The 19,232-nt window shown below is 41.3% G+C and carries 23 protein-coding genes; 12 read left to right on the top strand and 11 right to left on the bottom strand.

All coding sequences use genetic code 11. The annotated features are described in order from the left end of the window. Positions 1-65: 65 nt before the first annotated feature. Entirely contained in the window at positions 66-539 is a 474-nt protein-coding gene (locus AAFM34_RS16470) for a helix-turn-helix domain-containing protein (protein ID WP_341664630.1), read from the top strand. Positions 540-619: 80 nt separating this feature from the next. Next, positions 620-1,969: an MATE family efflux transporter gene (locus AAFM34_RS16475; RefSeq protein ID WP_341664632.1), complete on the top strand. Its 1,350-nt coding sequence runs from the start codon at positions 620-622 to the stop codon at positions 1,967-1,969. Positions 1,970-2,053: 84 nt separating this feature from the next. Here AAFM34_RS16475 and nadE read toward each other — a convergent pair whose 3' ends face one another. Continuing rightward, positions 2,054-2,881, bottom strand: a complete 828-nt coding sequence (nadE, locus tag AAFM34_RS16480; RefSeq protein ID WP_341664635.1) for an ammonia-dependent NAD(+) synthetase — start codon at positions 2,879-2,881, stop codon at positions 2,054-2,056. Between the two features lie 107 nt (positions 2,882-2,988). Here nadE and AAFM34_RS16485 point away from each other — a divergent pair, with 107 nt between their 5' ends. Beyond that, on the top strand, positions 2,989-3,501 hold the full coding sequence (locus AAFM34_RS16485; RefSeq protein WP_341664637.1) for a nicotinate-nicotinamide nucleotide adenylyltransferase: 513 nt from the start codon (positions 2,989-2,991) through the stop codon (positions 3,499-3,501). 30 nt (positions 3,502-3,531) lie between these two features. Here AAFM34_RS16485 and AAFM34_RS16490 read toward each other — a convergent pair whose 3' ends face one another. Beyond that, positions 3,532-5,382: an EAL domain-containing protein gene (locus AAFM34_RS16490; protein ID WP_341664639.1), complete on the bottom strand. Its 1,851-nt coding sequence runs from the start codon at positions 5,380-5,382 to the stop codon at positions 3,532-3,534. A 124-nt stretch (positions 5,383-5,506) separates the two neighbouring features. After that, positions 5,507-6,385 (bottom strand): LysR family transcriptional regulator, encoded by an 879-nt coding sequence (locus AAFM34_RS16495; protein ID WP_341664641.1) that lies wholly within the window; start codon positions 6,383-6,385, stop codon positions 5,507-5,509. A gap of 111 nt (positions 6,386-6,496) precedes the next feature. Here AAFM34_RS16495 and AAFM34_RS16500 point away from each other — a divergent pair, with 111 nt between their 5' ends. Together AAFM34_RS16500 and AAFM34_RS16505 are read left to right on the top strand one after the other, a co-directional pair. Continuing rightward, the gene (locus AAFM34_RS16500; protein ID WP_341664643.1) at positions 6,497-7,675 is read left to right on the top strand and encodes a multidrug effflux MFS transporter; all 1,179 of its coding nucleotides are present in this window, start codon (positions 6,497-6,499) and stop codon (positions 7,673-7,675) included. A gap of 60 nt (positions 7,676-7,735) precedes the next feature. Continuing rightward, entirely contained in the window at positions 7,736-8,083 is a 348-nt protein-coding gene (locus tag AAFM34_RS16505; RefSeq protein ID WP_341664645.1) for a hypothetical protein, read from the top strand. A 40-nt stretch (positions 8,084-8,123) separates the two neighbouring features. Here AAFM34_RS16505 and AAFM34_RS16510 read toward each other — a convergent pair whose 3' ends face one another. The 5 genes from AAFM34_RS16510 to norR all read right to left on the bottom strand — a co-directional run bounded on the left by AAFM34_RS16510 (position 8,124) and on the right by norR (position 12,435). Further along, on the bottom strand, positions 8,124-8,747 hold the full coding sequence (locus AAFM34_RS16510; protein WP_341664647.1) for a glutaredoxin domain-containing protein: 624 nt from the start codon (positions 8,745-8,747) through the stop codon (positions 8,124-8,126). A 52-nt stretch (positions 8,748-8,799) separates the two neighbouring features. After that, positions 8,800-9,690, bottom strand: a complete 891-nt coding sequence (locus AAFM34_RS16515) for a DMT family transporter (protein WP_341664649.1) — start codon at positions 9,688-9,690, stop codon at positions 8,800-8,802. A gap of 92 nt (positions 9,691-9,782) precedes the next feature. After that, a complete protein-coding gene (locus tag AAFM34_RS16520; protein ID WP_341664651.1) occupies positions 9,783-10,412 on the bottom strand; it encodes an HAD-IA family hydrolase in 630 nt (209 codons plus the stop codon). A 21-nt stretch (positions 10,413-10,433) separates the two neighbouring features. Beyond that, positions 10,434-10,793 (bottom strand): glutaredoxin domain-containing protein, encoded by a 360-nt coding sequence (locus AAFM34_RS16525; RefSeq protein ID WP_341664654.1) that lies wholly within the window; start codon positions 10,791-10,793, stop codon positions 10,434-10,436. 52 nt (positions 10,794-10,845) lie between these two features. Then, entirely contained in the window at positions 10,846-12,435 is a 1,590-nt protein-coding gene (norR, locus tag AAFM34_RS16530; protein WP_341664656.1) for a nitric oxide reductase transcriptional regulator NorR, read from the bottom strand. 243 nt (positions 12,436-12,678) lie between these two features. On the opposite strand from norR, the gene hmpA reads away from it, so the two are divergent. Beyond that, the gene (gene hmpA, locus AAFM34_RS16535; protein WP_341664658.1) at positions 12,679-13,851 is read left to right on the top strand and encodes an NO-inducible flavohemoprotein; all 1,173 of its coding nucleotides are present in this window, start codon (positions 12,679-12,681) and stop codon (positions 13,849-13,851) included. 36 nt (positions 13,852-13,887) lie between these two features. Here the strand turns inward: hmpA and AAFM34_RS16540 are convergent, their stop codons facing one another. From AAFM34_RS16540 to AAFM34_RS16550, 3 genes are all read right to left on the bottom strand, one after another. Next, positions 13,888-14,424: a hypothetical protein gene (locus AAFM34_RS16540; protein ID WP_341664660.1), complete on the bottom strand. Its 537-nt coding sequence runs from the start codon at positions 14,422-14,424 to the stop codon at positions 13,888-13,890. After that, positions 14,417-14,956, bottom strand: coding sequence for a YaeQ family protein (locus AAFM34_RS16545; RefSeq protein ID WP_341664662.1), 540 nt, complete (start codon positions 14,954-14,956; stop codon positions 14,417-14,419). The genes AAFM34_RS16540 and AAFM34_RS16545 overlap by 8 nt, the downstream gene beginning before the upstream one ends. Before the next feature lie 69 nt (positions 14,957-15,025). Next, positions 15,026-15,235 carry a cold-shock protein gene (locus AAFM34_RS16550; protein ID WP_038204438.1) on the bottom strand — a complete coding sequence of 70 codons (210 nt, stop codon included), beginning with the start codon at positions 15,233-15,235 and terminating at the stop codon, positions 15,026-15,028. A 380-nt stretch (positions 15,236-15,615) separates the two neighbouring features. On the opposite strand from AAFM34_RS16550, the gene AAFM34_RS16555 reads away from it, so the two are divergent. The 6 genes from AAFM34_RS16555 to AAFM34_RS16580 all read left to right on the top strand — a co-directional run bounded on the left by AAFM34_RS16555 (position 15,616) and on the right by AAFM34_RS16580 (position 19,183). Further along, positions 15,616-15,864, top strand: coding sequence for a ribosome alternative rescue factor ArfA (locus AAFM34_RS16555; RefSeq protein ID WP_341664668.1), 249 nt, complete (start codon positions 15,616-15,618; stop codon positions 15,862-15,864). A gap of 318 nt (positions 15,865-16,182) precedes the next feature. After that, positions 16,183-16,551, top strand: a complete 369-nt coding sequence (locus AAFM34_RS16560; RefSeq protein ID WP_341664670.1) for an NADH:ubiquinone oxidoreductase — start codon at positions 16,183-16,185, stop codon at positions 16,549-16,551. Positions 16,552-16,782: 231 nt separating this feature from the next. Then, a complete protein-coding gene (locus AAFM34_RS16565) occupies positions 16,783-17,949 on the top strand; it encodes a D-alanyl-D-alanine carboxypeptidase family protein (protein ID WP_341664672.1) in 1,167 nt (388 codons plus the stop codon). A gap of 109 nt (positions 17,950-18,058) precedes the next feature. Further along, a complete protein-coding gene (locus AAFM34_RS16570; protein WP_341664674.1) occupies positions 18,059-18,412 on the top strand; it encodes a helix-turn-helix transcriptional regulator in 354 nt (117 codons plus the stop codon). An 81-nt stretch (positions 18,413-18,493) separates the two neighbouring features. After that, the gene (locus AAFM34_RS16575) at positions 18,494-18,712 is read left to right on the top strand and encodes a putative quorum-sensing-regulated virulence factor (protein WP_341664677.1); all 219 of its coding nucleotides are present in this window, start codon (positions 18,494-18,496) and stop codon (positions 18,710-18,712) included. A 222-nt stretch (positions 18,713-18,934) separates the two neighbouring features. Then, positions 18,935-19,183, top strand: coding sequence for a hypothetical protein (locus AAFM34_RS16580; protein ID WP_341664679.1), 249 nt, complete (start codon positions 18,935-18,937; stop codon positions 19,181-19,183). Positions 19,184-19,232 lie beyond the last annotated feature (49 nt).

A 19,232-nucleotide genomic window follows, 5' to 3' on the forward strand; every position in this document is an offset into this window, starting at 1 on the left:
TGCATCTACCTTAACTTGATGATTTTTATCTAAATTATCAGGGGATTCCTCAGGGTATAGTGTACTTGGAGTCTATTTTTTCACTACTCAGTGAAGAGTGTAAACGACCAGATTGCGATTGGGGTTTAGTAGAGTCGCTGGTCACCAGTTTTATGTGTTACTTAATTCGATATGCTAAACCATCTGAGAGCAGCACGAAGGTTTATGATAGAAGAGTGACGAGGCTGGTTGAGCTGATAGACAAACACTATAAACAAGAAAAACAGAGTGAGTTTTACGCCGCTCAATTGTCGCTGACACCCAAAAGGCTTAATGAACTCACTAAACGAGATAGGGGAAAGTCAGTCACTCAACTCATACATGATCGTCTGGTGTTGGAAGCCAATAGAGAGCTGACTTTCTCTAAGAAGAGCATCAAGAAAATTGCTTTCAATTTAGGTTTCGTTGACCCAGCTTACTTTAGTCGGTTCTATCGTTGTCAAACCGGTGAAACTCCTACTAACTTCCGCCTTAAATGTTCTAATAATGCAAGAAAATAAGCAGTGAATCCATTTATGTAAGCCTTACGCGTGCTGATAATACCTAACTACATTCTCAACTATTTGGAATTATTAGCGATATGTCAGTTAATTTAGACAAGGATTCAATCTCCACTTCCTTTTATCTGTATTTATGGCCTGCCTTGGCAGGGATGCTTATTAAGTCTCTGTTTATCATGGGTGATGGTTTAATAATAGGTATAGTAATTGGGGCAGAGGGGCTTGGTGCTCTTGCTCTGATAATGCCTGTGTTCTCTGTTTTTACTGCATTTGCGATGTTGATAGGGATTGGCGGTGCGGCGAAGATGTCGATAGCTATAGGCAAGGGAAAGACACGAACAACTCAAACTTGGTTTAGTCAGTCTATCCTACTTATTCTTATCCTCAGTTCAATAACGACTACAGCAGCTATCAGTTGTCTTGATGAACTTTTGATACTACTCGGCGCCTCCGGCATGATCGCTCAGCTAGCAGGTGAGTATCTTTTCATTATGCTACCTTTCTTTACGCTCTATTCTTGTGTCTGGGTTTTATCTTGTTTTGTTCGCCATGACTCTAACCCCAAACTAGCGACCTATGCAATGTCTGCTGGAGCAGTAGTAAATCTGTTAGCTGACTATTTATTTATTATCAAAATGGGTATGGGTATTGAAGGAGCAGCTTATGGCACTATTATTTCTCAGGTACTTATGTTACTGACTCTTTTGAGCCATTTTATGCGTGGAAAAGGCAACTTAACGCTCAGCTTTGAGGGAATCGGTATTAGCAAGTTTAGAGATATTCTCGCGATGGGAGTACCGTCGTTTTGTGTCGAAATAGCCACTGCGATAACGATAATATTGTTTAATTACACTCTTTTGACTCAGTTTGATCAGAGTTATGTTGTTGCTTTCGGACTAAACACTAATCTTGGGGTGTTTGCGTTATTTGTTATGGTCGCTATAGGACAAGCTTGCCAGCCGATTATGAGTTTCAATTACGGAGCAAACCGCCAACTGAGAATTGAGCAAACTTTAAGATTAGGTCTAAAGGTTGCGATTATTAGTGGCAGTTTGTTTCTCATCATCATCTGGCTATTTGCTTCTGAGATTGCATCGTTATACTTGGGAGACTCGAGCCAGTTGATACCACTGGCGACGACCGCATTAACTTACTATTTTTTCGCTGTGCCCCTGATGGGGTTTAATATAGTGATTGCCAATTTATTTCAAGCTATTGCGTTACCAAAACGTGCGACGGTACTGGCATTATCTCGTGGATTTATCTTTGTCATTGTTGGCATGTGTTTTCTCCCAGAGTATCTGCCGATAAACGGTATTTGGTTGACGACTTTATTCTCAGAATCTTTGGCTGCGATAATGGCCCTGATGATGCTATCAAACTATTTTCGTGATTCTCGTTTGGACAGGGCTTCAAGTTACGGATCTTAGGTCAGCCGATCATTGTCTGCCGTTATTATAAGAGCTTATTTGGTTGCAAATAAGCTCTGTTTCTAGTTTGGGAGAAGACCCGAGTTAGTCGTAAATGGTTGGAATTGGTAGCCGTTTATGTTGTGTTGCTTTGTAAATGGAGATTAAGCGGTCGACCGTATCTTGTGAAACGGGTTTTCCTTCAAGGAAATCATCAATTTGATCATAACTGAGGCTGAGTGCATCTTCGTCTGCTTTCTGAGGAGCGAGCTCTTCCAAATCTGCTGTGGGCGTTTTGTTTACCAGAACCTTAGGTGCTCCTAGGGTGTCTGCTAGTTCTCGAACTTGACGTTTACTTAGACCGAAAAGAGGTGCTAAGTCACATGCGCCATCGCCAAACTTTGTATAGAAGCCAGTAATGTTTTCTGCAGAATGATCTGTGCCTAAAACTAAGCCACCAACATAGCCTGCTATTTCATATTGGGCGACCATTCTGGCTCTAGCTTTAACGTTGCCTTTGACAAAGTCAATTTTAGCAGCCTGAGCGGGCATTAAGCCAGTATTGGTTAAAGCTTGTTGAGAAGAAGCATGCAAGCCATCTACGCCAGGCTTTATATTGACAGATACTGAATGAGTAGGCTGAATAAACTCTAAGGCAATTTGAGCTTCATCTTCATCTTTTTGCTCGCCGTAAGGCAGGCGAACCGCGATGAACTGATAACCTGCATCGGTTTCGTTATTGAGTTCATCAACCGCTATTTGTGCCAAGCGGCCACAGGTGGTTGAGTCCACACCACCACTGATGCCTAGCACTAATGCCTTGCATCGCGCATCTTTGAGCTTATTTTTAATAAATTCAACACGGCGTGAGATTTCAAATTGAGGATCAATTGACGGCAGTACACGCATTTCATCGCGGATTTGCTGTTCCATAGGTTTTCTTCCTGCAAGCATGATTTTACGAAATAATAGTAATATCATACCTCAATGAACAGTTTAGAAAACTACGAACAGTGAATTCACGGCTATCAGGAAAAAAAATGAACAAAATTGCGGTGTTTGGCAGTGCTTTTAATCCACCTAGTATTGGCCACCAGAGTGTTATTGAGTCATTAACCAACTTTGATCGAGTTCTCTTGGTACCCAGTATCAGTCATGCTTGGGGTAAAGAGATGCTTGATTATAGCAAGCGATGTGAATTGCTAGAAGCATTCATAAAAGACTTGTCGCTCAAAAATGTCGAGTTAAGCCGTATAGAGGAACGTCTCTATAAACCTGAAAAGAGCGTTACCACTTATGCGGTGTTAAAGGAGACTCAAAACGAATACCCTGACGACCATCTTACTTTTGTGATTGGCCCCGACAACCTATTTAATTTTGGTAAATTTTATCAAGCGGACAAAATTCTCGAAGCTTGGTCTGTAATGGCTTGCCCTGAGATAGTAAAGGTTAGGAGTACTGATATCCGGACTCGGCTCACTCAAAACCAAGACATTAGTTCACTTACCACGCCACGAGTTTGTAAGTTGCTAACCAATAGCCACTATTACTGACGCAAGATTAAATACGGCTTTGAGTGATATTTAACATGTGATGGCCTGGGTTGGTGGTTTACCTGAACCAAGATTATTCCGTGCTTCAATTATAATTTCCGGTTTTTCTGGGCGAGAGTAATAATAGCCTTGGATTTGTGTACAGCCCATTTGGTGCAGTTTATCAACGACTTGCTGTGTCTCGACCCCTTCTGCTACTAAGTCAACTTTGAGTTGCTGCGAAAGTTGGATGATTAACCAAACTAAACGCTCTGAGGTTGAGTTACTTATTAAATCACGGATAAAGCTCGCATCAATCTTGATGCAGTCTATTGGATAACGATGGATATAGTTAAGGCTTGAATATCCAGTTCCAAAATCATCAAGTGCGACACAAAACCCGAGCTGTCGCATTTGATTGAGAATATGCCCGATTTCGCTTTCTTGCGACAACATTACAGTTTCGGTGAGTTCGATGGTGAACTCTTCAGCCTGGAAGCCATGTTTTTTTATGGTAGAGGTAAGATGTGACAGATAACGATGGGGATTACTGAGCTCATGAGCGCTACAGTTAATCCCAAGCCTGACAGTGTAGCCCAAGTTGGCTTCCAGTTGTTTTTTGGTTTGGCAAGCCAGTTGAATTATCCTCTCGCCTAAATCGACAATTAACCCCGATTGTTCGGCCGCTTCAATAAATTCTGCGGGTGAGACAGCGCCGAGAGACTCACTATTCCACCTAGCTAGGATTTCAAAGTAATTCCATTGTTCTTGGCCTTGTTTCACAATAGGCTGGGCCACGACGTAAATTTCGCTCTCGGTATTGCGTCTTGGTGTGAGCTCTTGGCGCAAAGCATCAATAACTCGTGTACGTCTATAGTATCGAGTGCTTAGCTCAGTGTCATAACATCGTATCTGCGTATTTCTCTTTTGCTTACAATCCTTCAATGCAAGACTAGCATTGAGGATCAACTGATCAGCAGTGATTCTAGGGCCTGATTTAATAGCAACTCCCATGCTAATACTTATTTTCAAGTTATGTGCAGGATCTTGATAGCCTAGCTCTAATTTTGCTAACACTGAGTGGCACACTTCAATTGGATCATTGGCATAGGTTATAAATGCAAATTCATCTCCAGAGATCCGAAAAGCGAGCTGTCTGTTATGCAAGGAGGACTCAATGGAATGTGCAACAAACTTTAGCACTTGGTCGCCGATATATTGTCCATATAAGTTGTTAATTGATTTGAAACAGTCGATATCTAGATACACCAGAGTTAAGTAACCTGAGTAAGACTCAGACAATCGTTCAAGCTTATCGGTTAAGTAACTCCGGTTAAGCAGGCCAGTCAGATTATCATGAGAAACTTCATAACTAAGTTGTCTAACAAGGCTATCAGAACGAGCCGCAAGCCATTTTACTCGTAGACTATGTACCACCATATTGGCAAAAAGTAGATGGTAATAAATCAGTTTATCAGGTGATTGGATAGGCCGTTTGAACGTTGATAATAGGACGCCAAGTATTTCACCAGAAGCAGTTTTTAGTGGGATACCTATATAAGCTTCAATACTATGTTCACGTAGATAGGGGTCATCAGGAAATTGAGAAGTGACTTTGTGAGAATATAGTAAGTAATCAAGTTCAGAATGGCTGACGCGAAATGAAGGCGTATTCCTTAGCGAGTAGGAAATGGGGACATTATTCGAATTATAACAGGCTTGTGCTAAGCAATAGCCGTTGGAATTAAATTTATCTATTTCCACGATACAGGTAGAGTATGTTTTGAAATGTTGATGCAATACCCCAGTCACTTGATTGAGCAAATCGGTGCCATCAAGTTGTAACGTGAAGTTCAGGATATCCATATCAATGGATGTCGCCTGTACTGGTGTCCTAGCCATTTGAACTACCTACTTAGCCGTGATTTAAATCACTTATTTATTGCTAATGTCACGTTTAAATATGGTACAGGTCGCATATTAATTCAAATTTTAGTTTGGATCTTTTTTCTCTGTTAGATCCTATCTATTCATCAAGGAGTCGACGTTTCAGGTAATCTAGAAATAGTTTTGTTCTAGTATGTTGGTAATCCAATTTAGGGTAGTAGGCGTAAACCGTGGTCTCGTCGGTAGTGGTAGACGGTAAAATTCTCCGTAGAGCACCTGTATTTAACTCGTCTTTTATCATCACATCATTTGAGATGAGTATTCCCATAGCATTTTTTGCTGCATAGAAAAGGGCTTCAGGATTTGTGGTGGCGAGATTGCCTGACAGCACAATTCTTTTTCCGTTATTGAGCTTTACTTCTCGTTGTGGCCTTTCTCCCCAAATGAGTATATTGTGATTTGCAAGTTCAGATATGGTTTGTGGTTCACCATACTTTTCAAGGTAAGCAGGGGAAGCGTAGAATCCAGCCTTATGTTCAAAAAGCGCAGAGGCTTTAAAGCTAAGAGAGTTCAGTTGCTCTAATTCACGACTGATAAACAAATCTAAACTCAGCTCTGGTAACTGCCCTGGAGTGGTGGTGATCAACTGTATTCGAATATCTGGATACATTTGCAGAAAGTCATCAAGGTATTGAACTAAGAATTTAGAACCAACGGCAATGGTTGCGCCGATTTTTAACAGCCCTGCAGGGGTTTGGTTAACCGAACGGGTCTCATCAACAACGGATTGCCACCCCTCCAATTGTACTTTTGCTCTTTGATAGAAAAGAGCACCAGCTTCGGTTTGAGTTACACTGCGAGTGGTACGCTTTAAAAGTTGAACACCTATTCTTTCTTCAAGCCATTGGACACGTTTGCTTATCGCCGAGCTGGTGGTATTCATCTTACGAGCGGCACCGTTAAAGCTACCTTCATCGACTACGCGAATATAACTTTGAACACTTTGAATCCAATCCATATTTGTCTTACTCATTCCCACTAGGAATTAATTAGTTTCCAATTGAAGATATTATCATTACTTGGCACTTAGCTTAAACTTAGTTGCACATCAAAAGTATGAGGTATTGAAATGAAAAAAGTGCCGATATTAATGGCGATGCTTATTATTTCGACCGGACAGGTCGGAGTGAGTATTTATCTTCCTTCTTTACCCATGATCAGCAAAGCGTTACAAATTAGTCAGTCCGATGTGCAACTTTTAGTCACTCTATTTCTTATCGGTTTTGGTGTTTCGCAGCTCTTTTATGGTCCTTTATCCGACTCGATTGGCCGTAGACCCGTATTTTTGCTTGGCCAAGGAATATATCTGATTGGTACTCTTCTATGTATTTTGTTTGCTCATAACATTTGGATCTTGGTGTTGGGCCGTCTTTTACAGGGGCTAGGCTCTGGTAGCGCTTCTGTGCTGGGGCGCAGTGTGTTACGTGATTGCTATGATGGCCGAGAATTAACCAAGGCATTATCTTATGTATCGGTTGCGGCTTCGATAATGCCAGTACTTGCACCCGTGCTTGGTGGCTGGATAGCCTTTTATTTTGGGTGGGAAGCTGTCTTTGTTTTTGTGATTGGTTATTTGGCTGCCACTTTTGTTTTAGGTTATTACATACTTCCTGAAACCATGACTTATGGCAGAACAAAATTTAGCATCAGCAAGGTGACATCTAACTATGCCTACTTGATTAAAAGCAAACAGGTGCTCTGCAGTGCCAGTTATAATTGGATCACTTACCTAGCCTGTGTCGTTTCTCTGTCTGTGATGCCATTTATTCTTCAGCACGAACTGGGGTTAACGGCGGCTCAGTATGGAAGCATAATGGTGATCCCCTCTGCTGGTTTGTTAGCTGGAACTTTGGCATTAAATGTTCTTAACCGCTATATGAGTTCACGTAAAATTCTAGCCTTAGCCATTTGTATCATAGTCGCTTCAGGAGTGTGGCTAACCGCGACTGATTTGACACTATTTAATATTATTTGGGCTTTTACTTGGATGGTGGTCGCTCAAGGCTTATCTTTTCCAATTTCTATCGCTATGCTGCTTGCACCACATAAAAGGCAAGCTGGGGCTGTTTCTGCATTAACAGGTGCAATCCAAATGTGCCTAGCTGGATTATTAGGAGGGTATTTGGTTGAGACTTGGATACAAAGCAGTGTGGCATTAGGTGCATTTTATCTTATTTGTGCTGGTGCTATGGGTATTGCTTTATACACAAGTCGGATAAAGACAGTTGCCCGTCAAGAGTTTGCTTGAAAGGCATAAACTCCCTGATACAATGCGTTCACTAATGTCGACACGCGTTAAAGGTCTACGATGGAACATAAAGAATTTTCTGAGTTAGTAACTGTACTATGCAAACAAGAAGGTTTGCCACAAGCGCTAGAACTACTCAAATCGAATCAGGATGAAGAAGTGGCTCAAGCTGCACTTTCGTTGGTAGGGCAGTTTTCGCTAGCTGAGGTCGAAGGAGAGCGTCGCATTTATCATGTGACCACTGAGCAAAATGAGCAAGGTGAAGAGCAAGAGTATGTCGAACATATCATGAATGAAGGTGATGATGTGATTCGATTTGTTGCTTGGTTCTTTGATGTGATGTTTGATGTTAAACGCAAAGATACTTATCAAGCGGCAGGTAAAACTTTTCAGCAGCCTAAGCGATAAATGAAACAGTTAAGCCCCCAAAGATGGGGGCTTAATTAAGTTAACTCGCAGAGCCTTGGCTACTTTCCATATTAACCACATTATCTGGTACTTTGTTTAGCCCTTTTTCTTCAAGCCACGCTGGCAGGTTATCTGCCCCACCAATATACTGACCATCAAGCCATATCTGTGGCACAGTGACTGGCGTTTTCTCACCAATGATTGCTTTGACTTCAGGGATCATTCTATATAGTGCTGCACTGTCTTTAACAACATCGTAGTACTGGTATTCAACACCAGCATCATCGAGTAATTTTTTTGCTTTTACACAATATGGGCAGGTCGCTTTACCGTAAACAATGTTGCCTTTCAGCGTGTCGCGTTTTGTCCACTCTTTTATGACAGACTGAACTAACACTCCGCGGTTTAATGCTTCGCCTTGGCTGACTACTTTACCTTCAACCATTAGGATTGGCGCATGCCAAGCCCCGACTTTAAGTGGCTCCCACCAATGAGATAACCAGTCTTTAACTTCTAGTTCGACGGGAACATTGGATAATTCATTCTCAAACGTGTCTTTGAGAATATCTTTAGTTAACGTGCATTCTCCACATGGAATTTTGACGCTAAATGGTCCCCAACTTCCACCCCAGCGGTACAGTGTTAATTTGATTGGATCTGTCATAGAGCTTTCTCCCCAATATATCTTTAATTAATAGAACGGGATTGGCTAATATTTATTTCAGCTCGCGAGATTTTTTTGATTCCCATTGAGTGATAAAAGCAACAGATGCAATAATAATTGCGGCTCCTAACCACAGTCTTCCAGGCGGAACCCAGCTAAATACAATCCAGCCAGTTAAGACATTGAGAGGTAATTTGGCATGATCAAAAGGCTGAACAAATGACGCATCGGCGACGGAGTAGGCTTTGACAATTGCCCATTGAGCTAAAGCCGTAAGCATTCCAGCGCAAATAAGTACTAGCCAGATGGACCCTCCTTTTGGTGTTTGCCATTCGGGGATGGCAAGTAGGAGATTAAATGGTGTGATTAAAATAAGCAAATAGACCACCATAGTTGATGGTGAGTCATCAGAGGACAACTTCTTTACCATCAAGGAGTAACAGGCCCAAAAGAATGCAGCCCCAATAGGGAGTAATGCTGCCCAGCTAAAGTCATCTGCCCAAGGCTCTAAGATAAGCATGGCACCGATAAAGCCAGATAATGTCGCTCCCCATCTTGCTATCCCTACTTGTTCTTTTAGAAACAGGCCTGAGCCTATTGTAGCAAAAAGTGGAGATGTCATTAGTAAGGCAATACCTTGCCAAATAGGTACCGGGTAAGCAAGAGCCCACAGCCAGAGCTGGATGCCAATGACTGAAAGAAAGACTCTAAATATATGCCAACCTAGGTTATTTGTTTGCAAAGACTGTCGAATGCCAAGGCTGATAAGATAAGGAAGAATTGCTACTAGCGCGATCGCATATTGGACGAATGCGACGGTAGTAGAAGACAATCCAAACTTAATACTGGCAATTTGAGCAAGACTATTAACCAAAGCAAATGCGAGGCCTGCGGTGAGCATCCAGCTCGCGCCTTGTATAGGATGATGGGAGTTCGAAGCCATAATTATCTTATTGGAAAACTAGTACACAGAATCATACGATGTTATTGTAAAATCGTCACCTATCTTATTGTTTAATTTGCAGTAAATCCTGCCTAATCTGCTTGTGGTAGGTTAACCTGACTTTTTACCAATAGAGTGAGTAGTTCGTCTAGTTCAGTTACCGTCACTGAGGCGTGATGAGAGAATGTATTGGAATGGCCATGAGTAACGAGACATGAAGGCATACTCGCATTACTAGCTGCTTGTAAATCGTAGACGTAGTCTCCCACATAAAGAACTTGATGTGAATCCAACCCCCATTCGTCGGCCAGTGATAACAACGAATCTGGGGCAGGCTTAGGAGGGAAGTGCTCTCGACTAATAATACGCGATATATTCAACTTATTGTGTTCGACTTTACGCAAGGATGCTTCAAGACAATTACGTGTAATGATCGCAGTATGAAGGCGGTGCTTTTCAATAAAGCTAAGCAGATCATGACAACCTTGCATAGGGGTTGAATGATTGGCATCATCGAGTTCATGATCTAATATTATTTGATTAGCGACGGTCGCTGACTGAGAGCAATTGAGTTGTTCAATAAAAGTGAGTAAATCAACCTCTTTTGGGCAACCAATTTGCGACCTCAGCCAGTTGAAATCTAGGCTAGAGCTTACAAGAGTGTTATCTAAATCAAAGACGATTGCCTTGATGCTACTTATGTCTAGAGCCACTACTTCCATGTAACCTCTCCTTTATAGGCGCTATGCGAATTCTTTTTCCAAATACGCGACGATATCAGACGACTCATACATCCATTTAACTTTGCCCTCTCTTTCTATTCTTAGACAGGGTACTTTTACTCTTCCTCCTCCTAGTTCAAGTTCTTTCCTATATTGTGAACTTGCTTTAGCATCACGTAGCTCAATATTGACTGATTGGCGTTTCATTGCTCTGCGGACTTTGACACAAAAAGGGCAGGCTTCGAATTGGTATAATGCTAATGCTTTGGCTTTCTCGTTGACTTCCTGTTGAGCTTGGTCAGAGCGTTTTAACCCTTTGGGAGTAAAAATAAAATTAAATAATAAGATAAGACGGCCTAAGAACCAGCGAACAAACTTCATATTATTCCTTACAGCATGATATTTGATGCGAGTATTGTACCCAAGATCACTTTTAATGAGTACTGATCTTGTGTTGCTTTGTCACCGTTAGCCCAAGTCTTTTAGCAAGTCGAGTAAGATTGGCTCTGTCAGTCTTTAGTAGTCGGGCCGCTTTGGCCCAATTAAATTGTGCTTCTGTAAGAGCATGGGTGATCAATTGCCTTTGATAATCTTCTGTCGATTCGCGTAGCCCTTTGGATAACAGTGTCTCTGGCATATGAAAAGGCTGGGAACTTGGTATTGTATCAGTATCCATTGGCATAGCATGTAAATCACCTATATCTTCAGTTGAGACCGAAATCAATTTAGTGCTTCCCACTCTTGCTCGAGCTTTTAACGCCGCGCGATTGATGACATGCTCTAGTTCACGAACATTACCTGGCCAGTTGTAGCGAGACAGTACGTGTTGAGCTTCTTTGTTTAGTTTGATTTGTACTATCCCAAGTTTTCGTCTCGCTTGTTCTAGGAAGTACCCAGCGAGTAGAATGATATCTCCTTCTCGGTGGCGAAGTGCAGGAACACTAATAGGGTAAACGCTGAGGCGGTGATAAAGATCAGCTCGAAACCTCCCTTCATTGACTTCTTCTGGGAGGTCGCGGTTAGTCGCTGCTAAAACTCGTACATCTATGGTTTCAACTTTGTCTTGACCAACAGGCTGGATCTCATTGTTTTGCAAGGCTCTTAATATCTTACTTTGTGCGCTTAGTGGAAGCTCACCTATTTCATCTAAAAAGAGAGTGCCACTATCCGCAAGTGCAAATTTTCCTAATCTCGATTTATCTGCGCCAGTGAATGCGCCTTTGACATGGCCAAATAGCTCGCTTTCTACAAGATTTTCAGGAATTGCAGCACAGTTAACATACACTAAGGGTTGTTTACGTCGATTGGATTGGTGGTGAATACTCCTTGCGACTAACTCTTTGCCAACACCAGTTTCACCATTAATAAGAATATTGAAATGAGAAGGAGCAACGACTTCTATATCAGATTTTAATGATAGCATCTTGGGGCTGGCGCCAATGATTTCCCCTCCTTCTCTTTCCCAAGCATCTTCATTGAGTTCCTCAAATCGTTGTTGGGTTTGTTTTGCTTGCTGTTCAAGTTGACTAACCGTCATAGCGACTTTAAGAGTTGACGCAACGATAGCGGATAGAGCATCTAGGCTGCGAGTTGGTATTTGATCGAATACGTTGGGTGTTAGGCTATCTAACGCGAGAACTCCAAGTAATTTATCGGCATAGAGCAGTGGTAGTCCCATACAGGCGTGCATCGGGAGATCTCCCTCGTAATCTATAAGCAGATTATCAAAGGGATCAGGCAAGTTACAGCTTGCATCAAAGCGGACAGCCACTTTGGATGCACATATTGCTTCAAGGCGAGGGTGTTCACTGACAACAAAGCGGCGCCCAAGTGTATCTCTTGTTAAGCCTTGGATCGCAAGTGGAACAAGAGTGTCACCTTGTAGAGAAAGTAAGGCTACACTATCACATTGTATAGCTTTGCGTATTGCGTCGAGCAATTTGTGAAATCGTTCTTGTTCATTATGGCCTGCTGCAAGGCCAATGGTCATGTCAATTAAAGTAGAAACAGAAATATCTTGCATGCTAGCGTTAGGCTCCAGACTGGACAGTAGCGACAAAGTGTCAAGTGGTATGGTTGAAAAGTGACCACCATGGGTGTGTGATTATCTTATTATAGTGTCATTTGGACTTGTTTCAATGGGGTCGTTATGACTTTTTTACTACTAATTAATAATTAAAATCCAAGTAATTAGGTGTTTTTTCTACTTGGCACTGATCGTGCAAAAAGCATGGAAAGGTTAGAACCATACCAGGAGAATATACAGATGCTTAATAACCAGCATATTGAAGTTGTGAAAAGTACTATCCCTTTACTAGAAAGTGCAGGACCTGCATTAACTCAGCATTTTTATCAGCGCATGTTTTTCCACAATCCAGAGTTAAAAGATATCTTCAATATGACGCATCAAAAGACTGGCCGTCAGAGTGTAGCTCTGTTTGAAGCGGTAGCGGCTTATGCCAAGAATATTGAAAATCTAGAAGCGCTTACCTCTGCAGTTGAGCGAATTGCCCACAAACACACCAGCTTTAATATCCAAGCTGAGCATTATCAGATTGTCGGCCATCACCTTATTGAAACTTTGCGCGAATTGGCGCCGGAAGCCTTTACTAAGCCAGTTGAAGAGGCTTGGACTGCCGCCTATTTGTTTCTTGCTAAGGTATTTATCGACCGTGAAGGGGAGCTATACCTTCAGAGAAAGCAAGCTATTGGTGGTTGGGAAAATGCACGTCAGTTTGTGGTCAGAGAGAAAACACCAGAGTCTGAGTTGGTTACGAGCTTTGTTTTAGCGCCAGTCGATGGTGGTAATGTACTGAGTTATATTCCTGGCCAGTATGTGGGGGTTGAGGTTAAACCATCATCAGGAGATTACAACGAGATCCGCCAGTATTCTTTATCGCAGAAACCCAATGGAAAAGATTACCGCATTTCAGTTAAACGTGAGATAGGAGAGCACAAAGGCTTGGTCTCTAATTATCTTCATGATGAGATTAGAGAGGGTGATACTCTTTATTTATATGCACCTGCGGGTGATTTCTACTATCAAGAAAAACAAGCGCCAGTTGTCCTTATTTCTGCGGGGGTAGGGGCGACACCAATGCAATCTATGCTGCAGGCACTATCAGAAGCTGGCAAGAAAGATGTGTCCTATTTGTATGCTTGTAACGGACCGCATCAGCATACGTTTAAGCAAGAAACTGAGCAGTTGATCAGCCAAAATAATTGGCAGCAGTTTACTTGGTATTTGAATGATAAAGCACATTTTTCAGGTCAAATGGACTTATCAAAAGTAGAGAGTGCGCTGTCTTTTGGGCAGGCAGATTTCTATCTTTGTGGTCCTGTTCCCTTTATGGAAGTATTAGTGAAACAGTTGGAAGCGCTTGGTGTGGGGAGAGACCGTATTCATTACGAAGTGTTTGGACCACACGCATATCTTTGATATGAAGGCAGGGCTTATTACAAAAGCCCTGCTTAGTTATTTAAAATAACTTTTGAGCCATTGTATGACAGGGTGACGCTTTGAGGTTTTGGGGGCATTCTTGATGCCCAGATAAAAACTGGCCATAAATTGAGTTCGAGTCTCGTCAATGTTTAAGTTGGATAGCTCTGTAAGGGCATTTGCTGTTGTTTGTGCATAGTTATTAGCAAGGCTAAAGTCCATCTTTAAGTAGCCTTGAATATAGAGCCAAACGTGTGTAACCAGATAAAGCATATGGTGCTCTTGATACTTGAATCGTTTGGCATACTGCTCGCCAAGGTTTGTATTGAGAGCCTGCCACATAGCCTTAACAGATTCTTGATTAGTACCAACCCGTGACAAGCTTTCGATGTGAGCCTTAGTTAAAACACCAAGTAAGTGGGATTCTTGATCTTTTTTGGGTTTGGCTTGTTTAACTTTTGTGAACAGTGGGGAATGTTGTTGCAAAAATTGTTGCCACAGGTTTGGGTGTTCTGCGACTGTTGGTAGTGAAGATACACCTATCTTATCGAGCGCTTTGGTAAAGTCAGTCATTGGATTGCAGCGTTTCTATCTGAACTTCAAATGAGCCAGAAACACAGTCAATGAAAATACTTGTTTCACTGATCATTACAGATAAGTCCATACCTCGTTCGATCACATTTGACAAAGCTTCAAGGCCTTCATGGCTAAGGCGAAAAATATGGGCGTCGTATTGGTATGATTTATTTTTTGTTTGTTCCCACCAGACGTCAGACTTACTTGTAAAACTAAAGATATCCACTCGTTGTGCTAAGCGAGTCGCCTTTTTAATTCTGTCTATTGAAGGCTCACCAACTTCGATCCACAGAGACGTTGACCCGTCGAGTGTTTTAAGCCAAAGGTCAGGCTCTTCGGTGGACGATAAACCTTTGGTAAAACTCAGCTCAGGTTGATACTTGATACAATAGGCGAGCACACGAGCCATCATTCGCTCAGTGTTTTCAGACGGATGCTGAGCAATGGTTAACTGGGTTGAGTTATACAAGTCTCGATTTGTGTCTGAAATAGACAGACGGAATTTATATATCGTTGGTTTCAGTGCCATGATTATTTGCTACACGTAAAAAAATAGCCAGCTTAATGCTGGCTATTGTAAATCTTTAGTACAGTTCAATTAAAGTACTTTGATGTTCTCAGCTTGAGGGCCTTTTTGACCTTGAGAAACAACAAACTCTACTTTTTGACCTTCAACTAGAGTACGGAAGCCGTCACCAGTGATAGCAGAAAAGTGAGCGAAAACGTCAGGACCGTTTTCTTGCTGAATGAAACCAAAACCTTTAGTTTCGTTGAACCATTTAACTGTACCAGTAACAGTGTTAGACATAATGTTTATCCTTGATAAATCTTTTAAAAGCCATGACGGCAACTATAGCGTGGAAAAGGAGATTGCTATTGCGCACGACGTTACGGAAGAAATACAAGAAATCCAACGAAACGGCGGAATAAAAACAAGAACCGTTTTCTAGCTGACTGACAGTCTAAAGGTAAGTGGCACTAAGTCAATAAAATTCATATGATAGTTTTTCGTTACCAAGAACTTTTCACTGGAAACTTGCGCTAGGTAGAGTTTCGAAAATATTACTGGTTTAAGTTTAACTAGTGTAACATTCGATATGTCGGTGTTTTTTTGTATAAAATATCCTTTAAATGTCCCATTTATCACTAAAGGCTAGTTGTTTATAAAATTAATGATAAGGAAATGTGATGGTCAGAAGTATCCCAAAAAAAGTTGAGAATGAAACTCAACAGGCAGACTTAGAAGTCGGTCCAGGTGAAATTCAAGATAATGCGCTTAAAGCGATGGTGACCAGTAGACTGTTTAAAACTCGTGTAGAAAGGTCAAAGAAAGGAAAAGGGAGCTTTAATCGTAAGATGAAACATAAGGGCAAAGAGCCCTATTCAAAAGAGGCTGAGTCTTGCTTTCTTTTGAATAGGGCTTTTTTATCGTTATAGAAATTCTTACCTAACTCCCTATTACTCTTTCTCTGTCGATAGCCTAAATTTTTTTTTAAAACTTTAGATGTGTTATTTGTTAACAAAATGTAACTTTGTGTGTTTTTTATGCTAGAAGGTTTGCTTATCTCCTTAAGTGTAAAGGAACAAGAGAATACAAGGATTTAACCAATATTTTACAACTAATTATGGTGTGACTTTCTGAGGTTAATATCATAGATCTATCACTTGAAATGGTTAAAAAAGTGATGTAAATATGCAGAAAATTAGTTTTCATTAATGAAAATAGACATCCATCTAAAGTACAGTGAGTAGAAAATGAAGCTCTTTCTGATCATCATTGCGTCGATATCAGCTGGTGTGTTATCTGCTGAACATCTCCATTCATTTATGTTGGGGCTATGTGTTTCTGCGACTGCAGTTGGCAGTTGTTATTGGTTTGCTTTTCGCAGCACACGTTTTCCTGAGTTGGCGGTCTTGCTTCTGATTGTGGGCTTATTTTCTAAGCTAATTATTACTGTCACAGGTGTAGCGTGGGGAATTTCGCAAGAGCTTATTTCTTCACCGTTTGTTTTTGCCTTGTCATATATGTTCTTCTCTTTGGTCGTTACTTATTTGTGGTTTACATACCGAGATAGCATTACACCTAAGCCTAAAGTTGCTGACAATTCACCAAAAACTCAATAGATATTAATATTTATCATTACTCTTTTTGTTGTCTGAGTTGATTAAAATATGTGCTACTAGCGCAGATTTTTTGCAATCATTTACCTATAAATCGCGCCGAATTCTCATAAATTGACAAAAGCTGTCATGTAAAAGTAACTATTGGTTACAAAGCAAACACATAGCACAATTGTTTGTATATACTCATACGGATAAACCGTACGAGAATTGCGACTTGAGTGGTAATGTCCCATGATAAGAGATTTTGTTTACCGATCTGCCTTGTGGTGTACGTTGGCTGTGACATTCAGTGTTTATTCTGCGCCGACGATTGTTCCAGATCCGCCTTCATTAGCTGCAAAGGGCTATGTCCTCATCGACTATAACACTGGTCAGGTACTAGTGGAGAAAAATGCCCGTACCAAACTAAACCCGGCTAGCCTGACTAAATTGATGACCGCTTATGTTGCTGGTCAAGAGGTGAAAGTCGGCAATATTACGTTAGAAGATAAGGTTTTAATTAGTAAAAAAGCATGGGCAAAAAACTTTCCTGATTCTTCGAAGATGTTTACTGAGGTTGGAACTAAAGTTGCGTTGATGGACCTATATCGGGGTTTGATTGTACAGTCTGGTAATGATGCAAGCGTGGCTATTGCTGAATATGTCGCAGGGAGTGAGAGTGCGTTTGTCAACATGATGAATTCTTGGGCAGAAACACTTGGTCTAGAAAATACTTCCTACAGCAACCCACATGGGTTAGACAGTAGAGGCCTTTATTCGACCCCTCTTGATATTGCTAAGTTGGGACGGGCGATTATACGTGATTTACCAGATATCTACTCTTTGTACAGTGAAACCTCGTTTACGTACAATGGAATAACCCAATATAATCGCAATGGTCTTTTGCGTGATAGAAGCATCAACGTTGATGGTATGAAGACAGGCTATACAAGTGGTGCGGGATACAGTTTAGCGACGTCCGCGACTTATGGGGACATGAGATTGATCGCTGTGGTTATGGGAGCGAAAAGCGCAAAAAGTAGAGAGTCGGTGAGTAAACAGCTCCTAAGTTATGGATTTCGCTTTTTTGATACCATATCCCCAACCAAGGCCGATGATGTTGTAACCAGTGCCAAAGTATGGATGGGTGATAAAGACCAGCTTCCTGTTGGAGTGAGTGATGATATTTACCTGACTCTTCCGCGAGGGGACGCTGATAAGCTTGAAGCTGAAGTAGAGTTTGACCGAGAATTAGTTGCGCCAATTAGCAAGGGAGATAAGGTCGGTAGTGTTATCTATAAAGTCGAAGATGAACCTTTGGTGGTGAAGGACTTAGTTGCCAAATCTGACATAAAGCAGGGTAGTGTGATTAAACGATTGGTTGATTGGTTTAAGCGTCTTATATCTGGGTGGTTATGAGAGATCAATCATAGATCAAATTAATCTCGGCGAATGTTTACCATCATCTGACATTTTGGTTAGTAAAAGGTCCATAGTCTCGGTCATCGATTTGAATTGAGGTTTGACTATGGAATTTACGGAAAATGATAGAGAAATACTTTATTCGACTTGGATGTCTCAGAAGTCAAAGATGCGTATTACTCAGATGGAGTTCGCGAAAAAACTGGGAATCAGTCAGCTCAACTTTTCCCAGCTTCTGAGAGGAGAACAGCCCCTCACTATGTCGTTTATAAGTCAATTTTGCCGTTTGCTTCACCTTGATCCTAAGCTTACCTTCCCTTCGCTTAAACAAGAGAATGATGTGGGCCCAAAAGTGGTTTATCTCCAAAGCCGTATGAGTGTTGATGGTGAAATTCAAAACGCTTATATCGAGGGGAACCAGGTAGTAGTTGAGTATGCGCACACTATCAACCAAGGCTAAGCGGACAAGCTTTGTTCGCTACCACGTCACCTTTCTCAATGGTATTCTATATCCCCTATATTTTTACCTACCAAAGTGACCATGCTAGAAAAAGAAAATTTGATTAAATTGGCGAGTATCCGTATGCCATTTGGCAAATATTCAGGCCGAATACTCATCGACTTACCCGAAGAGTATTTGCTGTGGTTTGATAAAAAGGGCTTTCCACAAGGTGAGTTAGGTCAATTACTGCAACTCTGCTTGGCACTAAAAATTGAGGGGTTGGATAGCCTGGTAAAACCGTTAAAACATAAATTCTAACAATTAAAATTAACCGCCTTTGTCGGTTTAAGTACCGTCATTTCTGGTCTGACCAAAAATCATAAGACATAGATATCAAACTCACGTTTTATACGCCCTTTTCAATTTTCACGTGAGTTTATCGCTATGCACTCAAAACCTATAAAAAGTAGGTGGTTGTCAAATCCCTTCCCTGCTTTTAAATTAAAACTTTCTCACATATCTATTCTTTCGGTTGTTTTTTTGGCCTCATGTTTTGGTGATGCCAAAAATGAACAAAAGACTGAGTTATCTTCGCCAAATACCCCATCCATAGGAAGTGTTAACTCTGGGCAAGTTCAGTTGAGAGTTCCTCTTACGGTTAATGGTATGCCGTTAACGCCTGACAATATTGTAGCTAAGAGAGAAGAATGGAAACAGTGGCTGAAAGGCCTTAATGTTAGTGCAGGAGAAGATGCCAATATTCTTAATTTTTCCCACATACAATTGTAAGCTGGCGGTGAGCCCCATTTAACTGAAAGCTGGCACCGACTAAAAATAG

This window comes from Vibrio sp., from assembly GCF_038138445.1.
Classification (GTDB): Bacteria; Pseudomonadota; Gammaproteobacteria; order Enterobacterales; family Vibrionaceae; genus Vibrio.